General features: G+C 72.0%; 13 protein-coding genes. 6 read left to right on the top strand and 7 right to left on the bottom strand.

Annotation, left to right across the window (positions count from 1 at the left end; translation table 11 throughout):
- The first annotated feature begins 572 nt into the window (after positions 1-572).
- Together ACFVYK_RS18485 and ptsP are read left to right on the top strand one after the other, a co-directional pair.
- Entirely contained in the window at positions 573-1,022 is a 450-nt protein-coding gene (locus ACFVYK_RS18485; RefSeq protein WP_389774874.1) for a PTS glucose transporter subunit IIA, read from the top strand.
- 86 nt (positions 1,023-1,108) lie between these two features.
- On the top strand, positions 1,109-2,779 hold the full coding sequence (ptsP, locus tag ACFVYK_RS18480; RefSeq protein WP_389774871.1) for a phosphoenolpyruvate--protein phosphotransferase: 1,671 nt from the start codon (positions 1,109-1,111) through the stop codon (positions 2,777-2,779).
- Between the two features lie 84 nt (positions 2,780-2,863).
- Here ptsP and ACFVYK_RS18475 read toward each other — a convergent pair whose 3' ends face one another.
- Together ACFVYK_RS18475 and ACFVYK_RS18470 are read right to left on the bottom strand one after the other, a co-directional pair.
- Positions 2,864-3,757, bottom strand: coding sequence for a hypothetical protein (locus ACFVYK_RS18475; RefSeq protein ID WP_389774868.1), 894 nt, complete (start codon positions 3,755-3,757; stop codon positions 2,864-2,866).
- Positions 3,758-3,958: 201 nt separating this feature from the next.
- The gene (locus ACFVYK_RS18470) at positions 3,959-5,926 is read right to left on the bottom strand and encodes an acetoacetate--CoA ligase (RefSeq protein ID WP_389774865.1); all 1,968 of its coding nucleotides are present in this window, start codon (positions 5,924-5,926) and stop codon (positions 3,959-3,961) included.
- 215 nt (positions 5,927-6,141) lie between these two features.
- Between ACFVYK_RS18470 and ACFVYK_RS18465 the strand changes: the two genes are divergently transcribed.
- Positions 6,142-8,520 carry a glycoside hydrolase family 31 protein gene (locus tag ACFVYK_RS18465; RefSeq protein ID WP_389774863.1) on the top strand — a complete coding sequence of 793 codons (2,379 nt, stop codon included), beginning with the start codon at positions 6,142-6,144 and terminating at the stop codon, positions 8,518-8,520.
- Here the strand turns inward: ACFVYK_RS18465 and ACFVYK_RS18460 are convergent.
- The gene (locus ACFVYK_RS18460; protein WP_389774861.1) at positions 8,511-9,047 is read right to left on the bottom strand and encodes an NUDIX domain-containing protein; all 537 of its coding nucleotides are present in this window, start codon (positions 9,045-9,047) and stop codon (positions 8,511-8,513) included. The genes ACFVYK_RS18465 and ACFVYK_RS18460 overlap by 10 nt on opposite strands.
- 239 nt (positions 9,048-9,286) lie before the next feature.
- On the opposite strand from ACFVYK_RS18460, the gene ACFVYK_RS18455 reads away from it, so the two are divergent.
- Positions 9,287-9,712: a Zn-ribbon domain-containing OB-fold protein gene (locus tag ACFVYK_RS18455; RefSeq protein ID WP_389774888.1), complete on the top strand. Its 426-nt coding sequence runs from the start codon at positions 9,287-9,289 to the stop codon at positions 9,710-9,712.
- On the top strand, positions 9,709-10,899 hold the full coding sequence (locus tag ACFVYK_RS18450) for a lipid-transfer protein (RefSeq protein WP_389774859.1): 1,191 nt from the start codon (positions 9,709-9,711) through the stop codon (positions 10,897-10,899). Before ACFVYK_RS18455 ends, ACFVYK_RS18450 begins: the two co-directional genes overlap by 4 nt.
- A 178-nt stretch (positions 10,900-11,077) precedes the next feature.
- Here ACFVYK_RS18450 and ACFVYK_RS18445 read toward each other — a convergent pair whose 3' ends face one another.
- The 4 genes from ACFVYK_RS18445 to ACFVYK_RS18430 all read right to left on the bottom strand — a co-directional run bounded on the left by ACFVYK_RS18445 (position 11,078) and on the right by ACFVYK_RS18430 (position 15,511).
- On the bottom strand, positions 11,078-11,683 hold the full coding sequence (locus ACFVYK_RS18445; protein WP_389774856.1) for an ATP/GTP-binding protein: 606 nt from the start codon (positions 11,681-11,683) through the stop codon (positions 11,078-11,080).
- A gap of 145 nt (positions 11,684-11,828) precedes the next feature.
- Positions 11,829-12,224: a DUF742 domain-containing protein gene (locus tag ACFVYK_RS18440; protein WP_389774855.1), complete on the bottom strand. Its 396-nt coding sequence runs from the start codon at positions 12,222-12,224 to the stop codon at positions 11,829-11,831.
- Positions 12,225-12,233: 9 nt separating this feature from the next.
- Entirely contained in the window at positions 12,234-12,665 is a 432-nt protein-coding gene (locus tag ACFVYK_RS18435; RefSeq protein WP_389774852.1) for a roadblock/LC7 domain-containing protein, read from the bottom strand.
- Entirely contained in the window at positions 12,662-15,511 is a 2,850-nt protein-coding gene (locus ACFVYK_RS18430; protein WP_389774849.1) for a nitrate- and nitrite sensing domain-containing protein, read from the bottom strand. The genes ACFVYK_RS18435 and ACFVYK_RS18430 overlap by 4 nt, the downstream gene beginning before the upstream one ends.
- Positions 15,512-15,930: 419 nt before the next feature.
- Between ACFVYK_RS18430 and ACFVYK_RS18425 the strand changes: the two genes are divergently transcribed.
- On the top strand, positions 15,931-16,596 hold the full coding sequence (locus ACFVYK_RS18425; protein WP_389774846.1) for a hypothetical protein: 666 nt from the start codon (positions 15,931-15,933) through the stop codon (positions 16,594-16,596).
- The last annotated feature ends 98 nt before the right edge of the window (positions 16,597-16,694 follow it).

Here is a 16,694-nt window from a genome sequence, read left to right as displayed (position 1 = left end):
AATGTTTTCCCGTAATCGGGATCGCACACACGAGAGCGGAACAGCCAGGCGGAATGAGCCCGGCCGTTCACAGCGTCCTCGCTGTGTTTACTTCAAAGGAACCTCATCCTCGGCTTTCACGGCCGGGGACGGGGTATCAACATATCTGGCGTTGATTTTTGGCACGCTGTTGAGTTCTCAAGGAACGGACGTTTCCTTTGTACTCACCCGAACTTCTCGGGCTTTCCTCCGGGCGCTTCCCTTCGGTCTTGCGTTGCAAACTCTATCAGGGTTTTTCCGGCCTCCTGACCACCGTCCTGCAGACATGCAGAAGATGATCCAGAGATTAGGATCTGACAAGTTTGGGTGCTGCTCCATGAGCGTGCTCGATCGCCTCGCTCACCCGGAAGCAGGAGTAAGACTGTACACGGGGACACAGAGCTGCTGCAAATCGACTAGGCTAGTGGTCTAGACCACGGATCGACCGTTCTCGTGCGAAACCGGTACTTCATATGACATACCCTGCTGCACAGTGCGCCGACCTGGACAGGCAGTAACGGCCCATGTACATCTCCACCCCTGGGAGGCTTCCCATGACCACCGTGACGTCCCCGCTTGCAGGACGCGCCATCGGACTGGCAGCGGTGCCGGATCCCGTCTTCTCCGGGGCCATGGTCGGCCCGGGCACGGCGATCGACCCGGTGCGCGAGCCCTCCGAGGCCATCGCACCGGTGGACGGAGTCATCGTCTCCCTCCACCCGCACGCCTTCGTCGTCGTCGACTCCGAAGGGCACGGCGTTCTCACACATCTCGGGATCGATACCGTGCAGCTCAACGGCGAGGGCTTCGAGCTCCTCGTGAACAAGGGGGACACCGTCACGCGCGGTCAGGGCATCGTGCGGTGGGACCCGAGTGCGGTGGAAGCCGCCGGCAAGTCCCCGGTCTGCCCGATCGTGGCCTTGGAGGCCACGGCCGACTCGCTCGGTGACCTCCGCGAGGACGGCGATGTGAAGGCCGGCGACGCCCTGTTCTCCTGGCAGTGAGGCCGACGCCGTCCCGGTGGGCGGCAGCGGAACATGGGACAACCACCGCGGCGGCGGGAGCCGCCGCACTATGGGAGACGGGTGAGATGGAGACAACGCTGCGAGGCGTCGGCGTGAGTCACGGTGTGGCGATCGGCGAGGTTCGGCACATGGGAACGGCGGTCCTGGAACCGCCGGCCAAGCAGATCCCGGCGCAGGACGCGGAGCGTGAACAGGGGCGCGCCCGCAAGGCCGTGGAGGCCGTGGCGGCCGACCTGATGGCGCGCGGCAATCTGGCGGGGGGCGAAGCCCAGGCGGTGCTCGAAGCGCAGGCCATGATGGCTCAGGACCCCGAGCTGATGGTCGACGTGGACCGGCGCATCGCCGTCGGGAGCACCGCGGAGCGTGCGGTGTACGACGCCTTCGCCGCCTACCGCGAGTTGCTGGCCGGCGCCGGTGAGTACCTGGCTGGCCGTGTGGCCGACCTCGACGACGTGCGGAATCGTATCGTCGCCCGTCTGCTGGGCGTTCCGATGCCGGGGGTGCCGGACAGCGACGAGCCGTACGTGCTGGTCGCCCGGGATCTGGCGCCCGCCGACACCGCGCTGTTGGACCCGACGCTGGTGCTCGGCTTCGTGACCGAGGAGGGCGGGCCGACGAGTCACAGCGCGATCCTCGCCCGCGCGCTCGGAGTGCCTGCCGTCGTGGCTCTGCCCGGGGCCGGCGAGCTCGCCGAGGGGACGGTGATCGCCGTGGACGGCAGCACCGGCGACGTCTTCGTGAACCCGAGTGACGAGAAGAAGGCGCAGCTCGAAGCCGCGGCCGCCGAGCGCAGGGCGGCCCTGGCCGCCTCGACCGGGCCGGGCGCCACCGCCGACGGCCACAAGGTGCCGCTGCTGGCGAACGTCGGCGGGCCTGCCGACGTGCCTGCTGCCCTGGACGCCGGGGCGGAAGGCGTCGGGCTCTTCCGCACCGAGTTCCTCTTCCTCGACAACAGCAAGAACGCTCCGTCCGAGGAGAAGCAGGTCGAGGCGTACCGGCAGGTGCTGGAGGCGTTCCCCGAGGGTCGCGTCGTCGTGCGGGTGCTGGACGCGGGGGCGGACAAGCCGCTGGACTTCCTGACTCCGGCCGACGAGCCCAACCCCGCGCTGGGCGTGCGGGGGCTTCGGACGCTCCTGGACCACCCCGACGTGCTGCGGACGCAGCTGACGGCGCTGGCGAGGGCCGCCGAGGGGCTGCCGGTCCACCTTGAGGTGATGGCGCCCATGGTGGCCGACCGCACCGACGCCAGGGCATTCGCGGACGCGTGTCGTGAGGCCGGGCTGCGGGCGAAGTTCGGCGCGATGGTCGAGATCCCGTCGGCCGCTCTGCGGGCTCGTTCCATCCTGCAGGAGGTGGAGTTCCTCTCCCTCGGCACGAACGACCTCGCGCAGTACACGTTCGCGGCCGACCGGCAGGTGGGCGCGGTGTCCCGGCTGCAGGATCCGTGGCAGCCCGCGCTGCTGGACCTCGTCGCCCTGTCCGCCGAGGCGGCCAAGGCCGAGGGCAGGAGTTGCGGTGTGTGCGGTGAGGCCGCCGCCGATCCCCTGCTCGCGTGTGTGCTGACGGGTCTGGGGGTCACCTCGCTTTCCATGGGGTCGGCGTCGATTCCGTATGTGCGCAGTGCGCTGGCGAAGTACACGCTGGCGCAGTGCGAGCGTGCCGCGGCCGCCGCGCGTGCGTGCGACAGCGCGGAGGAAGCGCGCGAGGCCGCCCAGGCGGTGCTGTCCGGCGAGTAGCCGCAACCGCTCGGCGAACGAGCGGCGTTCAGGGGCGCTCCGCCTTCGGGTGGAGCGCCCCTGGCGTGGGCGGACGCTCGTCGGTCAGTGGGTGTGGCCCCACGGCCGTCCCTGCGGACCGAGGTCCGGCGGGAAGCAGTAGTCGACACCGGACTCGGGCGAGATGAGGTCGCCCGATTCGACGTCGGTGCAGTAGGCGTCGAAGACCTCGCCGGCGGTCAGGGGTTCGAGGCCTTCGCCGCGCAGGCGCCATCCGTAGATCTGGTCGGGGACGCCCTGGGCGGTGGTGCGCATGACCAGTCCGCCCGGGCTCTGGGTGGCGAGCCCGAGCGCGAGGACGGTGGTGAACTCGAGCGCCTCGGCGTCGTCGAGCGGGGCGGGGTCGTGGCCTTCGTCGTCGGCGTGCAGGACGGCGACGAGCGTTTCGGGTGTGCCGGTGACGCTGCAGACGAGATGCCGGTCGCCCGGCGGCGCCGTGTCGAGGATGCGGGTCAGAAGGTCCGAGGCGCGGGTGAAGGCGGCGCGGCCGATGTCCTCGCCGCAGCCGGCGCAGGCGCCGAGACGGGCGAGCAGCGTGGCCGCGTACTCCCAGGTGGCCTGTCGGACGGCTTCGTCGACGAGGGCGGGCAGGAGGTCGGCGAGGGGCTGGCCCTCGTAGGGGACGGTGGGGCCGGTGGTCGCGAGTTCGGCCGTGAAGCGCGTGCGGTTGGCGGGGACGTCGGCGTCGAGGCCTTTCGCGGCGCAGTAGTCGGCGTACTCCTGCGGGTCGAAGAGGGCCAGCGTGGTGTGGCTGCCCTGCAGGGCACGTGTCCTGAGCAGGCCTTCGACGTGCTGGAGGTAGGTGGCGTGGTCGTCGAAGGTGAACGTGCGGTAGCGCCGCATGGCACGGAAGTCGTGTTCGTCGGTGAGGACGCCGATGGTGCCGGCGATCTCGCGGCGCAGGACTCGGCGCATGGTCTGGTGGTCGGTGCGTGCCATGTTTCCCCCTGGTGTGCACGTCGATCAATGCTCACTCACAGTAATCGACGGCACTGACAGTGAGGGAGCTCGCACACTGCCGCTGACGCTAGGAGCACCGAAATCGCTGGTCACCGGCCCGTGCGCGGTGGTCCGGGTCTGTCGGCCGTACTCGGCGAGGCCGGGACCACCGTGGCGTCGGGCCGGTGCGGCGGGGTGTGCTCAGGCGCGCTTGCGGGCGAGGTCCTCGTAGAAGTGCAGGAGGTCGAGGTCGTCGACGGAGCCGGGGTTGACGGCCTTCTCCAGCGGGGTGCCCTGCAGGAGGCGTTTGACCGGGACCTCGATGCGCTTGCCGGTGAGGGTGTGCGGGACTCCGGGCACCTCGATGACCTCGTCGGGGACATGGCGTGGCGAGAGCTGCTCGCGGATGGCCTGTTTGATGCGGTCGAGGAGCGCCGCGTCGAGGACCGCGCCGGGGGCGAGGTGCACGAACAGCGGCATCCAGTACCCGCCGTCGGGCTGTTCGATGCCGACGACCAGGGATTCCTTGATCTCGGGGATGCGCTCGAGGACCTCGTAGATGTCGGCGGAGCCCATGCGCACGCCCTGGCGGTTGAGCGTGGAGTCGGATCGGCCGTGGATGACGACGGAGCCGCGTGAGGTGACGGTGATCCAGTCGCCGTGCCGCCATACGCCGGGATAGGTGTCGAAGTAGCTGTCGTGGTAGCGGCTGCCGTCCGGATCGTTCCAGAAGCGGACCGGCATCGAGGGCATGGGGTTGGTGACGACGAGCTCGCCGACCTCGTCGACGACGGGGTGGCCTTCTGGGTCCCAGGACTGCAGGTCGGTGCCGAGGCCGGGCGCCTGGAGCTCTCCGGTGTACACCGGGAGGGTGGGGACGGCGCCGGCGAAGCAGGAGCACACGTCCGTGCCGCCGCTGACGGAGGCGATCCACAGGTCGTGGCGGACTTCGTCGTGCAGCCAGCGGAAGCCGTCGGGCGGGAGGGGGGATCCCGTGGTGGCGACGCACCGGATCCGGGAGAGGTCGAAATCGCGGGACGGGTGCACCTCCGCCTTGCGGCAGGCCATCACGTAGGCCGCCGAGGTGCCGTACAGGGTGGCGCCCGTGCGTTCGGCGACGCGCCACTGCGCGCCCGTGTCGGGGTGGCCGGGACTGCCGTCGTAGAGGACGATCGTCGTCCCGGTCAGGAGGCCGGAGACGAGGAAGTTCCACATCATCCAGCCGGTCGAGGTGTACCAGAAGAAACGGTCCTGGGGGCCGAGGTCGCAGTGCAGGCCCAGCTGCTTGAGGTGCTCGACGAGGATGCCGCCCTGGGACTGGACGATGGCCTTGGGCAGGCCGGTCGTGCCGGACGAGTAGAGCACCCAGAGGGGATGGTCGAAGGGGACCTGTTCGAAGACGGGTTCCGTGTCCGCGCTGGTCAGGGCCGACCATTCCAAGGCGCCCTCGGGCGGTTCGGCCCCGAGGAGGGGGATGTGGACCACGGCGCGCAGGGTGGGCAGTTCGGCGCGGAGTTCGGCGACGACCGCGCGGCGGTCGTGTTCCTTGCCGCCGTAGCGGTAGCCGTCGACGGTGAACAGGACGACCGGTTCGATCTGCTGGAAGCGGTCGAGGACGCTGCGGGCGCCGAAGTCGGGGGCGCAGGAGGTCCACACGCCGCCCACGGCGGCCGTGGCGAGGAGCGCGACGACCGCCTGCGGGATGTTGGGGAGGTATCCGCTGACCCGGTCGCCGGGGCGGACGCCGAGCGCACGCAGTTCACCGGCCAGTGAGCCGACCTGGCGGCGCAGCTCGGACCAGGTCACCGGGCTCGGTGCGTGGATCTCGTCGACGTAGAGCAGCGCCGGTTCGTCCGGACGGGTGGCGGCCGCGCGCAGGGCGTGCTCGGCGTAGTTCAGGGTGCCCCCGGGGAACCATGCGGCTCCGGGCATGGAGCGCTCACCCAGGACGCGCGTGTACGGCGTCGAGAACCGTACGTCGAACCACTGCGTGACGGCTTTCCAGAACGTCTCCAGCTCGTCGACGGACCAGCGGTGCAGCGCCGGATATCCGCCGTCGGCGGGGGCTCCGTGGTGCTCGGCCGCCCAGGTCTGGAATCGGGTGACCTGGGCCTCGGCCATTCGCTGCGGATCTGGCCGCCAGAGCGGCTCGGGGTTCACGGTCGGCATGAAGGGGCTCCCGGACTGTGCGCGTCGTGTGCGTCGCCCGCGCACGAGCAGGGGGTGGTGCGCGTGACGCGGCTGACACGGACGATGCCATGTGATCGACTTCCGCACCAGGGTGGGCACCCCACAGTCCGTGTCGTGAAGATGTGCTCCCGCCACAGGTGAACGGCAGTTGAACGACCCGCGCGCGTGACGCGGTCAGTGACAAGGTGAGCAGCATGGACGGTCGTGACCTGGTGCGTTCGATGAAGGCGGTCGGTTCCGCGGGGACTGCCCAAGGACTGCGCACCGTCAGGGCGTCGTGGCGCAGGAGGCGGGCCGACGCGAAGGGGCTGCCGGCGCGGGGTCCTGAGCGCGCACGGGCGCCCGGCCCGATGCAGGAGGCGCGACCGGGCCCCGGCGGTGGGACACTCCGCTTCGGCCGGTCCGAGCTCACGATCCGCGTAGCCGTGAACGGGGCGGTGTTCTGGGGCTGGGACGGGGCGGAGCCGGAGCCGTCGTACGCGCTGGCCGGGCCGTGCCCGGAGCCGGACCCGCGCGCGGTGCTGGAGCCGGACAAGGACGGCGGCTGGCGGGTGGTCGCTGAACGGGTGACGGTCGTGGTCTCCCGGCACGGCGCCGTCGAGGTGTGCACCCCGGGCGGAGTGGTGCTGCGTCGTGATCTGGCGCCCCGGTGGTGGGAGCAGCAGGAGGGCGGGGCGGCACGGTGGGTGCAGCGCTCGGAGGTGACGGCCGACGCGCGGTTCTTCGGCCTCGGCGGCCGGGCGTCGGGGCCGCGGCTGCGCGACGGAACGTACCGGCTGTGGAACACCGGTCCGCGGCGGGCGTTCGGTCCCGGATCGGATCCGCTGTCCCTGACGATGCCGGTGCAGCTGGTGGTGGCCGACGCGGGGACCCACCTGGTGTTCCACGACACGTCCTGGGACGGCACGGTCGTGCTGCGCGAGGGCGAGGTGGGGGCGGGCTCCGGGCACGACCGGCCGGGGGCGTGTGAGGTGCGGATGGACGGCGGACCGTTGCGGTGCTGGGTGATGGTGGGCACTCCCGCGCGCGTGCTCCTCGCCTGGGCCTCGCTCACCGGGGCGCCGGCGGTGCCGCCCGCGTGGGCCTTCGGCCATCAACACGCGGGGCGGGGCTCGGGCGGAGAGCAGGGGGTCCGCCGGATCGTCGCGGACCACCAGGAGCGGGGGCTGCCGCTGGACGCGGTCCATCTGGACGTGGACCACCATGCCGGGCGTCAGCTCTTCACCGTCGACCGGAACCGTTTTCCGAAGCTGTCGGTACTGGCCGAGGAGCTGCGGCGGGACGGGATACGCCTGGTGTCGGCGGTGGACCCGGCGGTGAGGGCAGTGCCGGGCCATGCCGTGTACGACGGCGGGCTCGCCGAGGACGTGTTCGTGCGGGATGCGTCGGGGCGGCTCGTGAAGGGCATGGGGCGCCCTGGTGAGAGCGTGTTCCCGGATTTCACGCACGCGCGCGTGCGGCAGTGGTGGGGCGGTCTGCACGCCGAGCGGATCGAGCAGGGCTTCGCGGGCTTCTGGCACGACCGGAACGAGCCGACGTCGTTCGCGGCCTTCGGGGAGCCGACGTTGCCGAGGTCGGCTCGGCACTCTCTGGAGGGGCGAGGGGGCGATCATCGCGAGGCGCACAACGTGTACGGGTTGTGCATGGCCAGGGCGGCGTACGAGGGCCTGCGCAGGCTGGACCCGGAGCAGCGGCCGTTCGTCGTCTCCCGGTCGGGCTGGGCGGGTCTGCAGCGCTACGGAGGCGCCTGGGGCACAGACGTCGGAGCGGGGTGGCCCGGACTGCGGGCCTCCTTGTCCCTGGTGATCGGACTCGGGCTGTGCGGGGTGCCGTATTCCGGGCCGGACGTGGGCGGTTGCGGGGCCGGCCCGTCACCCGAGTTGTATCTGCGCCGGTTGCAACTGGGTGCCTATCTGCCGTTGTTCCGCACGCATGCGGGTGGACCGGCGGGCCCGCGGGAGCCGTGGGAGTTCGGCGCCGAGGTGCTGGAGCACGCGCGCGGCGTGCTCGCCGAGCGTCGGCGGCTGCTGCCGTACTTCGTGACGCTGGCGCACGTGGCGAGCCGTACGGGCGCCCCCTATGTGCGCCCGCCCTGGTGGGGATCGCCCCGGGACCGGGCGTTGCGTGACTGCGAGGACGCCTTCCTGCTGGGCGACTGTCTGCTGGTGGCGCCCGTGCTGGAGCCGGGCGTCCGCCGGAGAGCGGTGCGGCTGCCACGGGGGCGCTGGTACGACACGGCGACGGGCCGGGCGTACGAGGGGCCGGGGCGGGTTCTCGTGGACGCCCCGCCGTCACGCGTTCCGGTGCTCGCGCGCGCGGGCGCCGTGCTGCCGGTGCGGGGCGACGACGGCGGGCTGGAGCTGGAGGTGTGGGCGCCGGTGCGCGGGCGGACGGGCGGGGGTCTGGTGGTGCGGGACGCGGGCGACGGCTGGCAGGAGCCGGAGATCGAACGGTACGTCGCCCGCTGGGAGGGCCTGCGGATCGTCGTCGAGCGGCAGGGTGAGGACGGCGTGCACGCGCCGTCCCACCCGGTCCGCGTACGCGGGCTCGGCGAGGGGTGGCGTCAGATGTAGCGGCCCTCGAAGAACGCCCGTACCGCGAGCGTGTGGAGCGGGAAGGCGAGTTCCTCCGGCCGGTGCAGCAGGTGCCAGCCCTCGGTCTCGTCGGTGTGAGCGGACGCGGGCAGGCGGTCCGCCGGGCGCTCCGGGAGGAGGCCGAACAACAGCAGGTGGCCGTCGGGCGAGCTCATGGCGTCGGTCAGGCGCACGTCGCGGGAGGCCGCGTCGATGCCGGTCTCCTCCCGGAGCTCGCGGACGACGGCCTGCCGCCAGTCCTCGCGGTCGTCGATGTAGCCGCCGGGCAGGGCGATGCCCCCGCGCGCGGGAGCGATGGTTCGCGTGATGACGACCAGGGCGGTGCCCTTCGCGTCGTACACGGGCTGGAGGGCGACGGCCACCGGCAGGGGGTTGCGATAGGCCACGGTGGCGCAGACCCGGCAGGTGCGGGGCCAGCCGGTGACGCCCTCGCCGTAGGGCGCTCCGCAACTCGAACAGTGGGAGTCGCGCGCGGAGTTCGAAGAGGAGTGCAGAGTTTCGGACACGCGGCGGAGCGTATCCGATCTTGCGGAGGACGGTGCACGGAGGCGGCTCGGCGCCGCTCGGCGAGGAACCTGGCCGGACGGGGAGGTCGACGCAGGCGAGCTCGGTGAAGACGCCGCGCAGTGCTGTGGAGGGTCGTGGCACGTCTCCTCCCTGCCCATTTCCCCGCCGCCGTGGCACACTCCTGACGGGTCGTCAGACAGCGAGGTGGGGAGGGGCCTTGTCGCGCACACGCACACCTGTGGTCACCGGATGGTTCACCGGGGAGGGAGAGGATTTCCGACTGCTCGGGACGCGCTGCTCGGCCTGCCGGGCGGTCTTCTTCCCCCGCGAGGACGCCTACTGCCGCGATCCGGGCTGCCAGAGCGGTGACCTGGAGGAGGTCCCGCTCTCCCGGCGCGGACGCGTGTGGTCGTACACGGACAGCCGGTACCGCCCTCCGTCACCCTACGTGACCGACCCGGAACTTCCGTGGGAGCCGTACGCGTTGATCGCTGTGGAGCTGCAGTCCGAGCAGATCGTCGTGCTGGGACAGGCGGTTCCCGGGATCACCGTCGCCGACCTGACGGTGGGCATGGAGGTGGAGGTCGTCCCGGGCGTGCTCAACGAGGACGCGGAGACGACCTGGACGGTCTGGCGATGGCGGCCGACGGAGGTGGGGGCGTGACCTCGGATGTGGCGGTGCTCGGCGCGGGGATGCATCCGTGGGGCAAGTGGGGGCGCGGCTTCGTCGAGTACGGAGTCGAGGCGGCTCGCGCGGCCCTCGCGGACGCGCGCGTGGACTGGCGGGACGTCGAGGCGATCGTCGGCGCGGAAACGGTGCGCGGCGGCTACCCCGGCTATGTGGCCGGGGCGACGTTCGCCAAGGCGCTGGGGTGGCAGGGAGCCCGGGTGACGAGCGTGTACGCGGCGTGTGCGTCCGGGGCGCAGGCGATCGAGGCGGCCCGGGCGCAGATCCTCGCGGGCCGGGCGGAGGTGGTGCTCGTGGTGGGGGCCGACGCCGCGCCCAAGGGCTTCTTCCGCCCGGCGGGAGGGGACCGGCCGGACGACCCGGACTGGTTGCGGTTCCGCGCGCTCGGCGCGACCAATCCGGCGTACTTCGGGCTGTACGCGCGCAGACGCATGGCGGTGCACGGGGACACCCTGGAGGACTTCGCGCGGGTCAAGGTCAAGAACGCGGCCAACGGAGCGCTGAACCCGTATGCGCGCTACCGCAAGCGCGTCACCCTGGAGGAGGTCGCCGCCTCCGCCGTGGTCGCCGACCCCCTACGGCTGCTGGACATCTGCGCGACCTCCGACGGCGGTGCGGCCCTGCTGCTGTCCAGCATGGGGTTCGCCCGTCGGCACGGGGCGACGGACCCGGTGCGGATCAGGGCGGTGTCCACCGTGACCCCCCGCTATCCCCACACGGTGCTCGACCTGCCGGACATCGCGACCGACTCCGCCGGCGGGGCCGGCCCGGACACCGAGCCGTTCCGCGCCTCGATCGCCCGGACCGCCTACGAGGAGGCGGGCCTCGGCCCCGAGGATCTGTCCCTCGCCGAGGTCTACGACCTGTCCACCGCCCTGGAACTGCAGTGGTACGAGGACCTGGGTCTGTGCGACGCCGGGGAGGCCGCCAAGCTGCTGCGGGACGGTTCGACCGCGCCGGGCGGCCGCATACCGGTGAATCCGAGCGGCGGGCTGGCCTCCTTCGGGGAGGCGGTGCCCGCCCAGGCCATCGCCCAGGTCTGCGAGATCACCTGGCAGTTGCGGGGACAGGCGGGCGACCGCCAGATCGAGGACGCGCACGTGGCCGTCACGGCCAACCAGGGGCTGTTCGGGCATGGCTCGGCGGTGGTCGCGGTGCGGTGAGCGAGGCCGCGACGCCCTGCCTGCGGGCGTCCCGAAAGCGCTGGGCGGGGCGAGTCGGGGTGGTGGGCCGGGCGGCTCGTTCGGGTACGTGGTCCGCACGGGGGACAGCCGCCGACGGCCCCTGTCGGGACGGGGTCCCGGCCGGCAGAGGCACGGGCCGTGCCGGTTGCGCGTGCGCCTAGGTCGTGACGGTCTCACGGCGCTCGGCGCCGTAGTCCATCGCGTGCTGGACGACGCCGACCAGAACGTCCCTGACCGACCTCCGGTCGCGGGCGTCGCACAGGATGACCGGTACGTCGTCGTCGAGGTCGAGCGCCCCGCGCACGTCCTCCTCGGGGTAACGCGCGGCCCCCTCGAAGCAGTTGACGGCGACGAGGAACGGGATGGAGCGCCGCTCGAAGTAGTCGACGGCGGCGAAGCAGTCCCCCAGGCGGCGGGTGTCCGCGAGCACGACGGCGCCGAGCGCGCCCTCGGAGAGCTCGTCCCACATGAACCAGAACCGCTCCTGACCGGGCGTTCCGAACAGGTACAGCACCAGGTCCTCGCGCAGGGTGATACGCCCGAAGTCCATGGCGACGGTGGTGGTGTGCTTGCCTTCCACGCCGGTGGTGTCGTCGACCGGACGTCCGGCCTCGGTGAGGTACTCCTCGGTGCGCAGCGGCTTGATCTCGCTGACGGCGGCGACGAGGGTCGTCTTGCCCACGCCGAAGCCGCCGGCCACCAGGATCTTGAGCGTGACGGGCTCGACCGGGGGCTTGCCGCGCTCAGAACGCCCGAAGATCATCGATCTCTTCTCCTGCTCGATGGCTTGATGGGGGGTGTGGGGCGGTGGTTCGGTCGGACGACGGGGTGGGTGTCAGCGGTCGGGGCGACGGCTTCCTCGTCCGGGTGGCGCGGTGAATCCGCCGCCGTCGCCGCTTCCACGCTGTTCACAGTGCTCGGAGGCCGTTGATCACATCGCGCAGAATGCTTTCGTCGGGCAGCTCGGCCGGGGGCACCGGCCGGTTCACATGGACGAACTCCGCGTCCACGAGGTCGCCGATCAGGACCCGTACCACTCCGATGGGCAGGTTGAGTTCGGCGGCGAGTTCGGCGACCGACTGCGGCGCGTCGCGGCACAGCACCGCGATGTCCACGTGCTCGGGGGACAGCGAGGGGTCCGCTTCCGCGTCGTGCGCATGGGGCTCCGCGACGACGACCGCGATCAGGTCGAGACGATGCTGGACGGCACTGGTGGTGCGGCCGCGCGTCATGGCGTACGGACGGACGACCGGCCCGGCCTCGTCGTCGAACCAGTGACTTGTTCCCTGACCGTCTGTGCTCATGCCATCCCACTACCCGCCCGAGGGCAGATCGGCGCGCGGGGCGGTGCCCAGATGTACGCCGACCCGCTTGACCAGCAGCGTCATCTCGTACGCCACGAGTCCCACGTCCGAGTCGGCGTCCGAGAGGACGGCCAGACAACTGCCGTCGCCGGCGGCCGTGACGAACAGGAACGCGTCGTCGAGCTCGACGACCGTCTGGCGGACGCTGCCGGCCTCGAAGTGGCGGCCGACGCCCTTGGCGAGGCTGTGGAATCCGGAGGCGACGGCGGCGAGGTGCTCACCGTCCTCGCGGGACAGGTCCCTCGACACCCCTGTCGGCAGACCGTCGCCGGACAGGACGACGGCCTTGCGGATGCCGGCGACACGGTCGACGAGTTCGTCGAGAAGCCAGTTCAGCTCGCCGTTGATGCTGGTGTGGCCGGTCGTCTTCGGTGCGGTCATCGACCGTCCCCCTTTGTGGTTCGTTGTGGTGCCGTGCCGCTGTGGGCGTCGTCGCCCGCGGCGTTCTCCACGCGGCCGCGCTGCCAGCCACGCTGGAGCGAGGCCATGCGGCTGCGTACCTCGTCGGCGTCCCGGTCCGCGGGGTCGGCGGGGCTCTCCGCGCGCGGGTCCGGGCCCTGCCTCAACTGCGGGGCCAGGTTCGCCTGGCGCACGCGTCGCGGCAGCGCCGCCGTCCCGGAGCCGGTGTCCCGGGCCGCGTCCCGGCGCTCGCCGGCGTCGCCGTCCGGGCCGCCGGACAGGGCTCCGGTCTGCCGGGTGCGTCGGGGCAGGGCGGCGGGCCCGGACGGCTCCTGCGCGCCGCGGCCGACGTGTTCCTGCGCCACCGGGGCTTCGCCGGCGCCGTCGCTGTGGGGAACCCGTGCCGCCGTGCCGCGCCGGCGCGACGGCAGCGGAGCCGGCGCGCCGTCGTCGACGCGGCGCGGGCCGGGCCGGGCCGGGAACTCCGGGTCCGTGTCCGCGCGCGGCAGCCGCTGCTCCGGGACGGGACGTCCGTGCGAGCTGACCAGCTTGGGCGTGCGGCGGCCCGGCAGCAGGGGTACGGGCGCGGCGGGGGCGTCGCCGACGGATCCGTCGGGTTCGCCCGGTCCGCCGGGCGCCCTGCGGCGCTGGTCGACGACGTCGGCTTCCACCCCGTCGGTGCGGGTGAGGGAGCGACGGGGGCGGAAGAGAACACCCTGGTCGTCGTCCTCGGCCAGCGGGACCTGGAACTCGCCGAGGGCGTCCAGGCCGACGGGGGACTCCAGCTCGATGGGCCCGTCGAGCAGCGAGGCGGGCACCCCGGGAAGCTGCGCCGACGCCGGGGACAGCGCGGACTTGCGGTTCTCCGCGAGCTCGGCCTCCTTCGGGGGCCGGGGCCGGTCGAGCCGGAACCCGATGCCGTTGGTGTCGGGGACGTCGTCGGTCAGCAGTGCGTCGGGGATGAAGACGACGGCGGTCGTCCCCCCGTACGGCGACGGCTGGAGGGAGACGCGGACGTTCTGCCGCTGGGCGAGCCGGCTCACCACGAACAGCCCCAGGCGGTCGGTGTCGGACAGCTCGAACTCCGGTGTCTCGGCGAGCCGGAGATTGGCCTCCAGGAGGACTTCCGGCGCCATGCCGAGGCCCCGGTCGTGGATCTCGAGGGTGAAGCCGTTGGCCACCCGGTCGCCGTACACCTGCACAGCGGTGTGCGGCGGGGAGAACACCGTGGCGTTCTCCAGGAGTTCGGCCACCAGGTGGGTGAGGTCGGTGACGGCCGGGCCGGTGGCCGCCAGGCGGGGCAGTCGGCGGACCTCGATGCGTTCGTAGTCCTCGACCTCGGCGACGGCGGCGCGCACGATGTCCATGAGCTGCACGGGCTTGCGCCACTGCCGGGACGGAGCGGCGCCGGAGAGGATGACCAGTCCTTCGGCGTGCCGGCGCATGCGGGTGGTGAGGTGGTCGAGGCGGAAGAGGTCGGCGAGCTCCTCGGCGTCCTCGGTGCGGCGTTCCATGGTGTCGAGCAGGGTGAGCTGCTTGTGCAGCAGCACCTGGCTGCGGCGGGCGAGGTTGACGAAGACCTCGGAGACGCCGGAGCGCAGTTCGGCCTGTTTGACGGCGGCCTCGACGGCTGCGCGCTGGAGGGTGTTGAGGGCGTGGCCGACCTCGCCCATCTCGTTCTTGTCGTACTCCAGGCGCGGCACTTCGGTCTCGACGTCGACCTGTTCGCCCGCGGACAGTCGGCGCATCACGCTGGGCAGCCGCACGCCCGACGCCTCGTGGGCCTCCACCCGGAGCTGGCGCAGGTCGCGGATGAGACCCCGGCCGATGCGCACGGACAGCACGAGCGAGACCAGCAGGGCGACCAGCCCGAAGACGCCCGCGACGACCGCCTTGACGATGACCTCGGTCGCCACCGGGCGGACCCGGTCCTGATAGCGGTCGTTGGCCTGCTCGTCCAGGGCGCCGAGTTCGTCGAGGACGCCGCCGGCCGCGGTGTCCCAGTTCTTGGCGCTGACCCCGCGGGGCAGGTCGCCGGGCGTGGCGCCGACCACGGCCTGCTCGATCGTGCGCAGCGGTGCGGTGGTGGCGTTCTTCCAGAAACTCTCGTAGCGCTCGCGTTCCGCGGTGGGCAGCTGGACGAGGCTGATGTCGTAGACCACCTCCCGCTGGGCCTGCAGGTCGGAGACGTCCCGGATCTCCCCGCGGCTGAGCCGGCCCACCACCAGCGCGGAGCCCAGCAGGGCGTCCTCCTGGGAGAGCAGCTCCCGCGCGTGGGCGACGCCGACGAGAGCCCGGTACTGCTTGTCCATCTCCACGCTGTCGACCACGTCCAGCTTGACCAGCAGGGAGTAACACGGGTCGATCAGCTGGGTGTAGAGGCCGAGGGCCTGCGCCCGGGTCACCGTGCCCTCCTCGACGCTCCGGCGCAGCGCGTCGATGCCGTCGAAGGCGTCGAGCACGGCCGTGAGGCCCTCGGCGTCGTCCTGATCCAGGACGTCGCGCACGTCCGGGTCGCGGGCGTTCTCGCGGATCCCCGCCATGGCCCGGTCGGTGGCGGCCCGGGTGCGGCGCAGGGCGGACAGCGCGTCGGCGGCCCGGGGGTCGGCCAAGTAGACGAGGGTCTGGCGGCGTTCCTGCTGAACGACGCGGACCGTGTCCTCGACGGGGTAACCGACCTTCTCCACCAGGGACGAGACGGTGAACAGACGGCTCGCCTCACGTCCGGTGAGGACCGTGGCGAAACCCCAGAGAGCCGTCAAGGACACCAGCGGCACGAGAAGCAGCGCCACGATCTTCCGGCGGATCGACTTCCCGCGAAAGCGCATGGCCTCCCCCTGCTCGGACCCCCACCGGCAGGGGGTACACATGTGCGTCAACAAACGGCGCGAGCCTACTACCGACGCGCTGATATCTCGAAGAGCCGTCCGGAACGCGAACTTCCGCACCGAGGGCGAGACATGGTGCGTTGTCCGGGCATTGTGGGAGATTGCCTCCTCGGATCCGATCCATGGGGCCCGGCCGGATCTCGTCGGCCGTGCACAGGAGTTGGCCAGAATTTTTCGCAACTCGGGAATCTTCGGGGCAGGTCACGCGTCCTACTCATTGGGAATAGGGGGCGGAATCGGTCACGCGAGCCGTATGCCGCACCTGGGCTGCGTAAATCAGCGCAAGCCGGGCAGCCACTGGGGAGCAGGGTCTTAACCCGGAGGCGAGCGGTCTGCTGGCGGTGGGGAGTGACACGGTGATGGGCACGGCGGAGCGGCGCGAAGCGCCCGAGGACGGCGCGGCGGCGGGCGGTACGGCACTGAAGGAACCCGAGGCGCCGGAGCACGGCGTTCACGCGAACGGGAACCCGGCAGCGGCTGGACGCTTCGGCGGCGCGGAAGGGCACGCAGGTCACGCGTCGGCGGAGCGTGGCGCCCCGTCGGCGGCGAGGTCCCTCGACGCGGCGCCGGAGGGCGTCCGTCCGACTGACCGGGGCGCCGAGGGCAGACCGCCATCGAGGCCCGCGCGTACGGCCTACCGGCCCCTGTGGGTGGAGGAGCCCGCGCGCCGGCGCCGGATGCCCGACCCCGTGCGCACGGCGGCCGTACGGGCGGTGCTCTTCATCGCCGTGACGCTGATTCAGGCCATGGTCGCCTTCCTGTGCACGATGGCGGGGTCCTGGCTGGCCTTCCCCATGGTGATCAGCAGTGTGGTGAGCACGGTGCTGGCCACCTGGGGCGCGCTGGACGTGTGGGTGACCCGTCAGGTGTGGAACCAGCGCAACGGTGTGGTGTCGACGCCGAGCAGCACGGCGCGTTCCCTGCGGCGCGAGCGGCGCCGGGTGCGGCGGCAGGACCGGGTCGCCGCGCGCGGGCAGGAGCGGATACGCCGGCAGAGCGGCGCCGGGCGGCTGTCCCACTCCTGAAGCCGGCCGTCGGCTCCCCGGACGCGGCGCGGGGACGACGCTGTTCGGCCGCGTCCCCGCTCCCCCTCCTCGACCCGCCGCACCCCGCCAGGGACGGG

This window comes from Streptomyces sp. NPDC058291 (genome assembly GCF_042880855.1).
Taxonomy (GTDB): Bacteria; Actinomycetota; Actinomycetes; order Streptomycetales; family Streptomycetaceae; genus Streptomyces.
The sequence above is the reverse complement of the archived record's forward strand: the minus strand, read 5'-3'. Positions and strand labels throughout refer to the sequence as shown.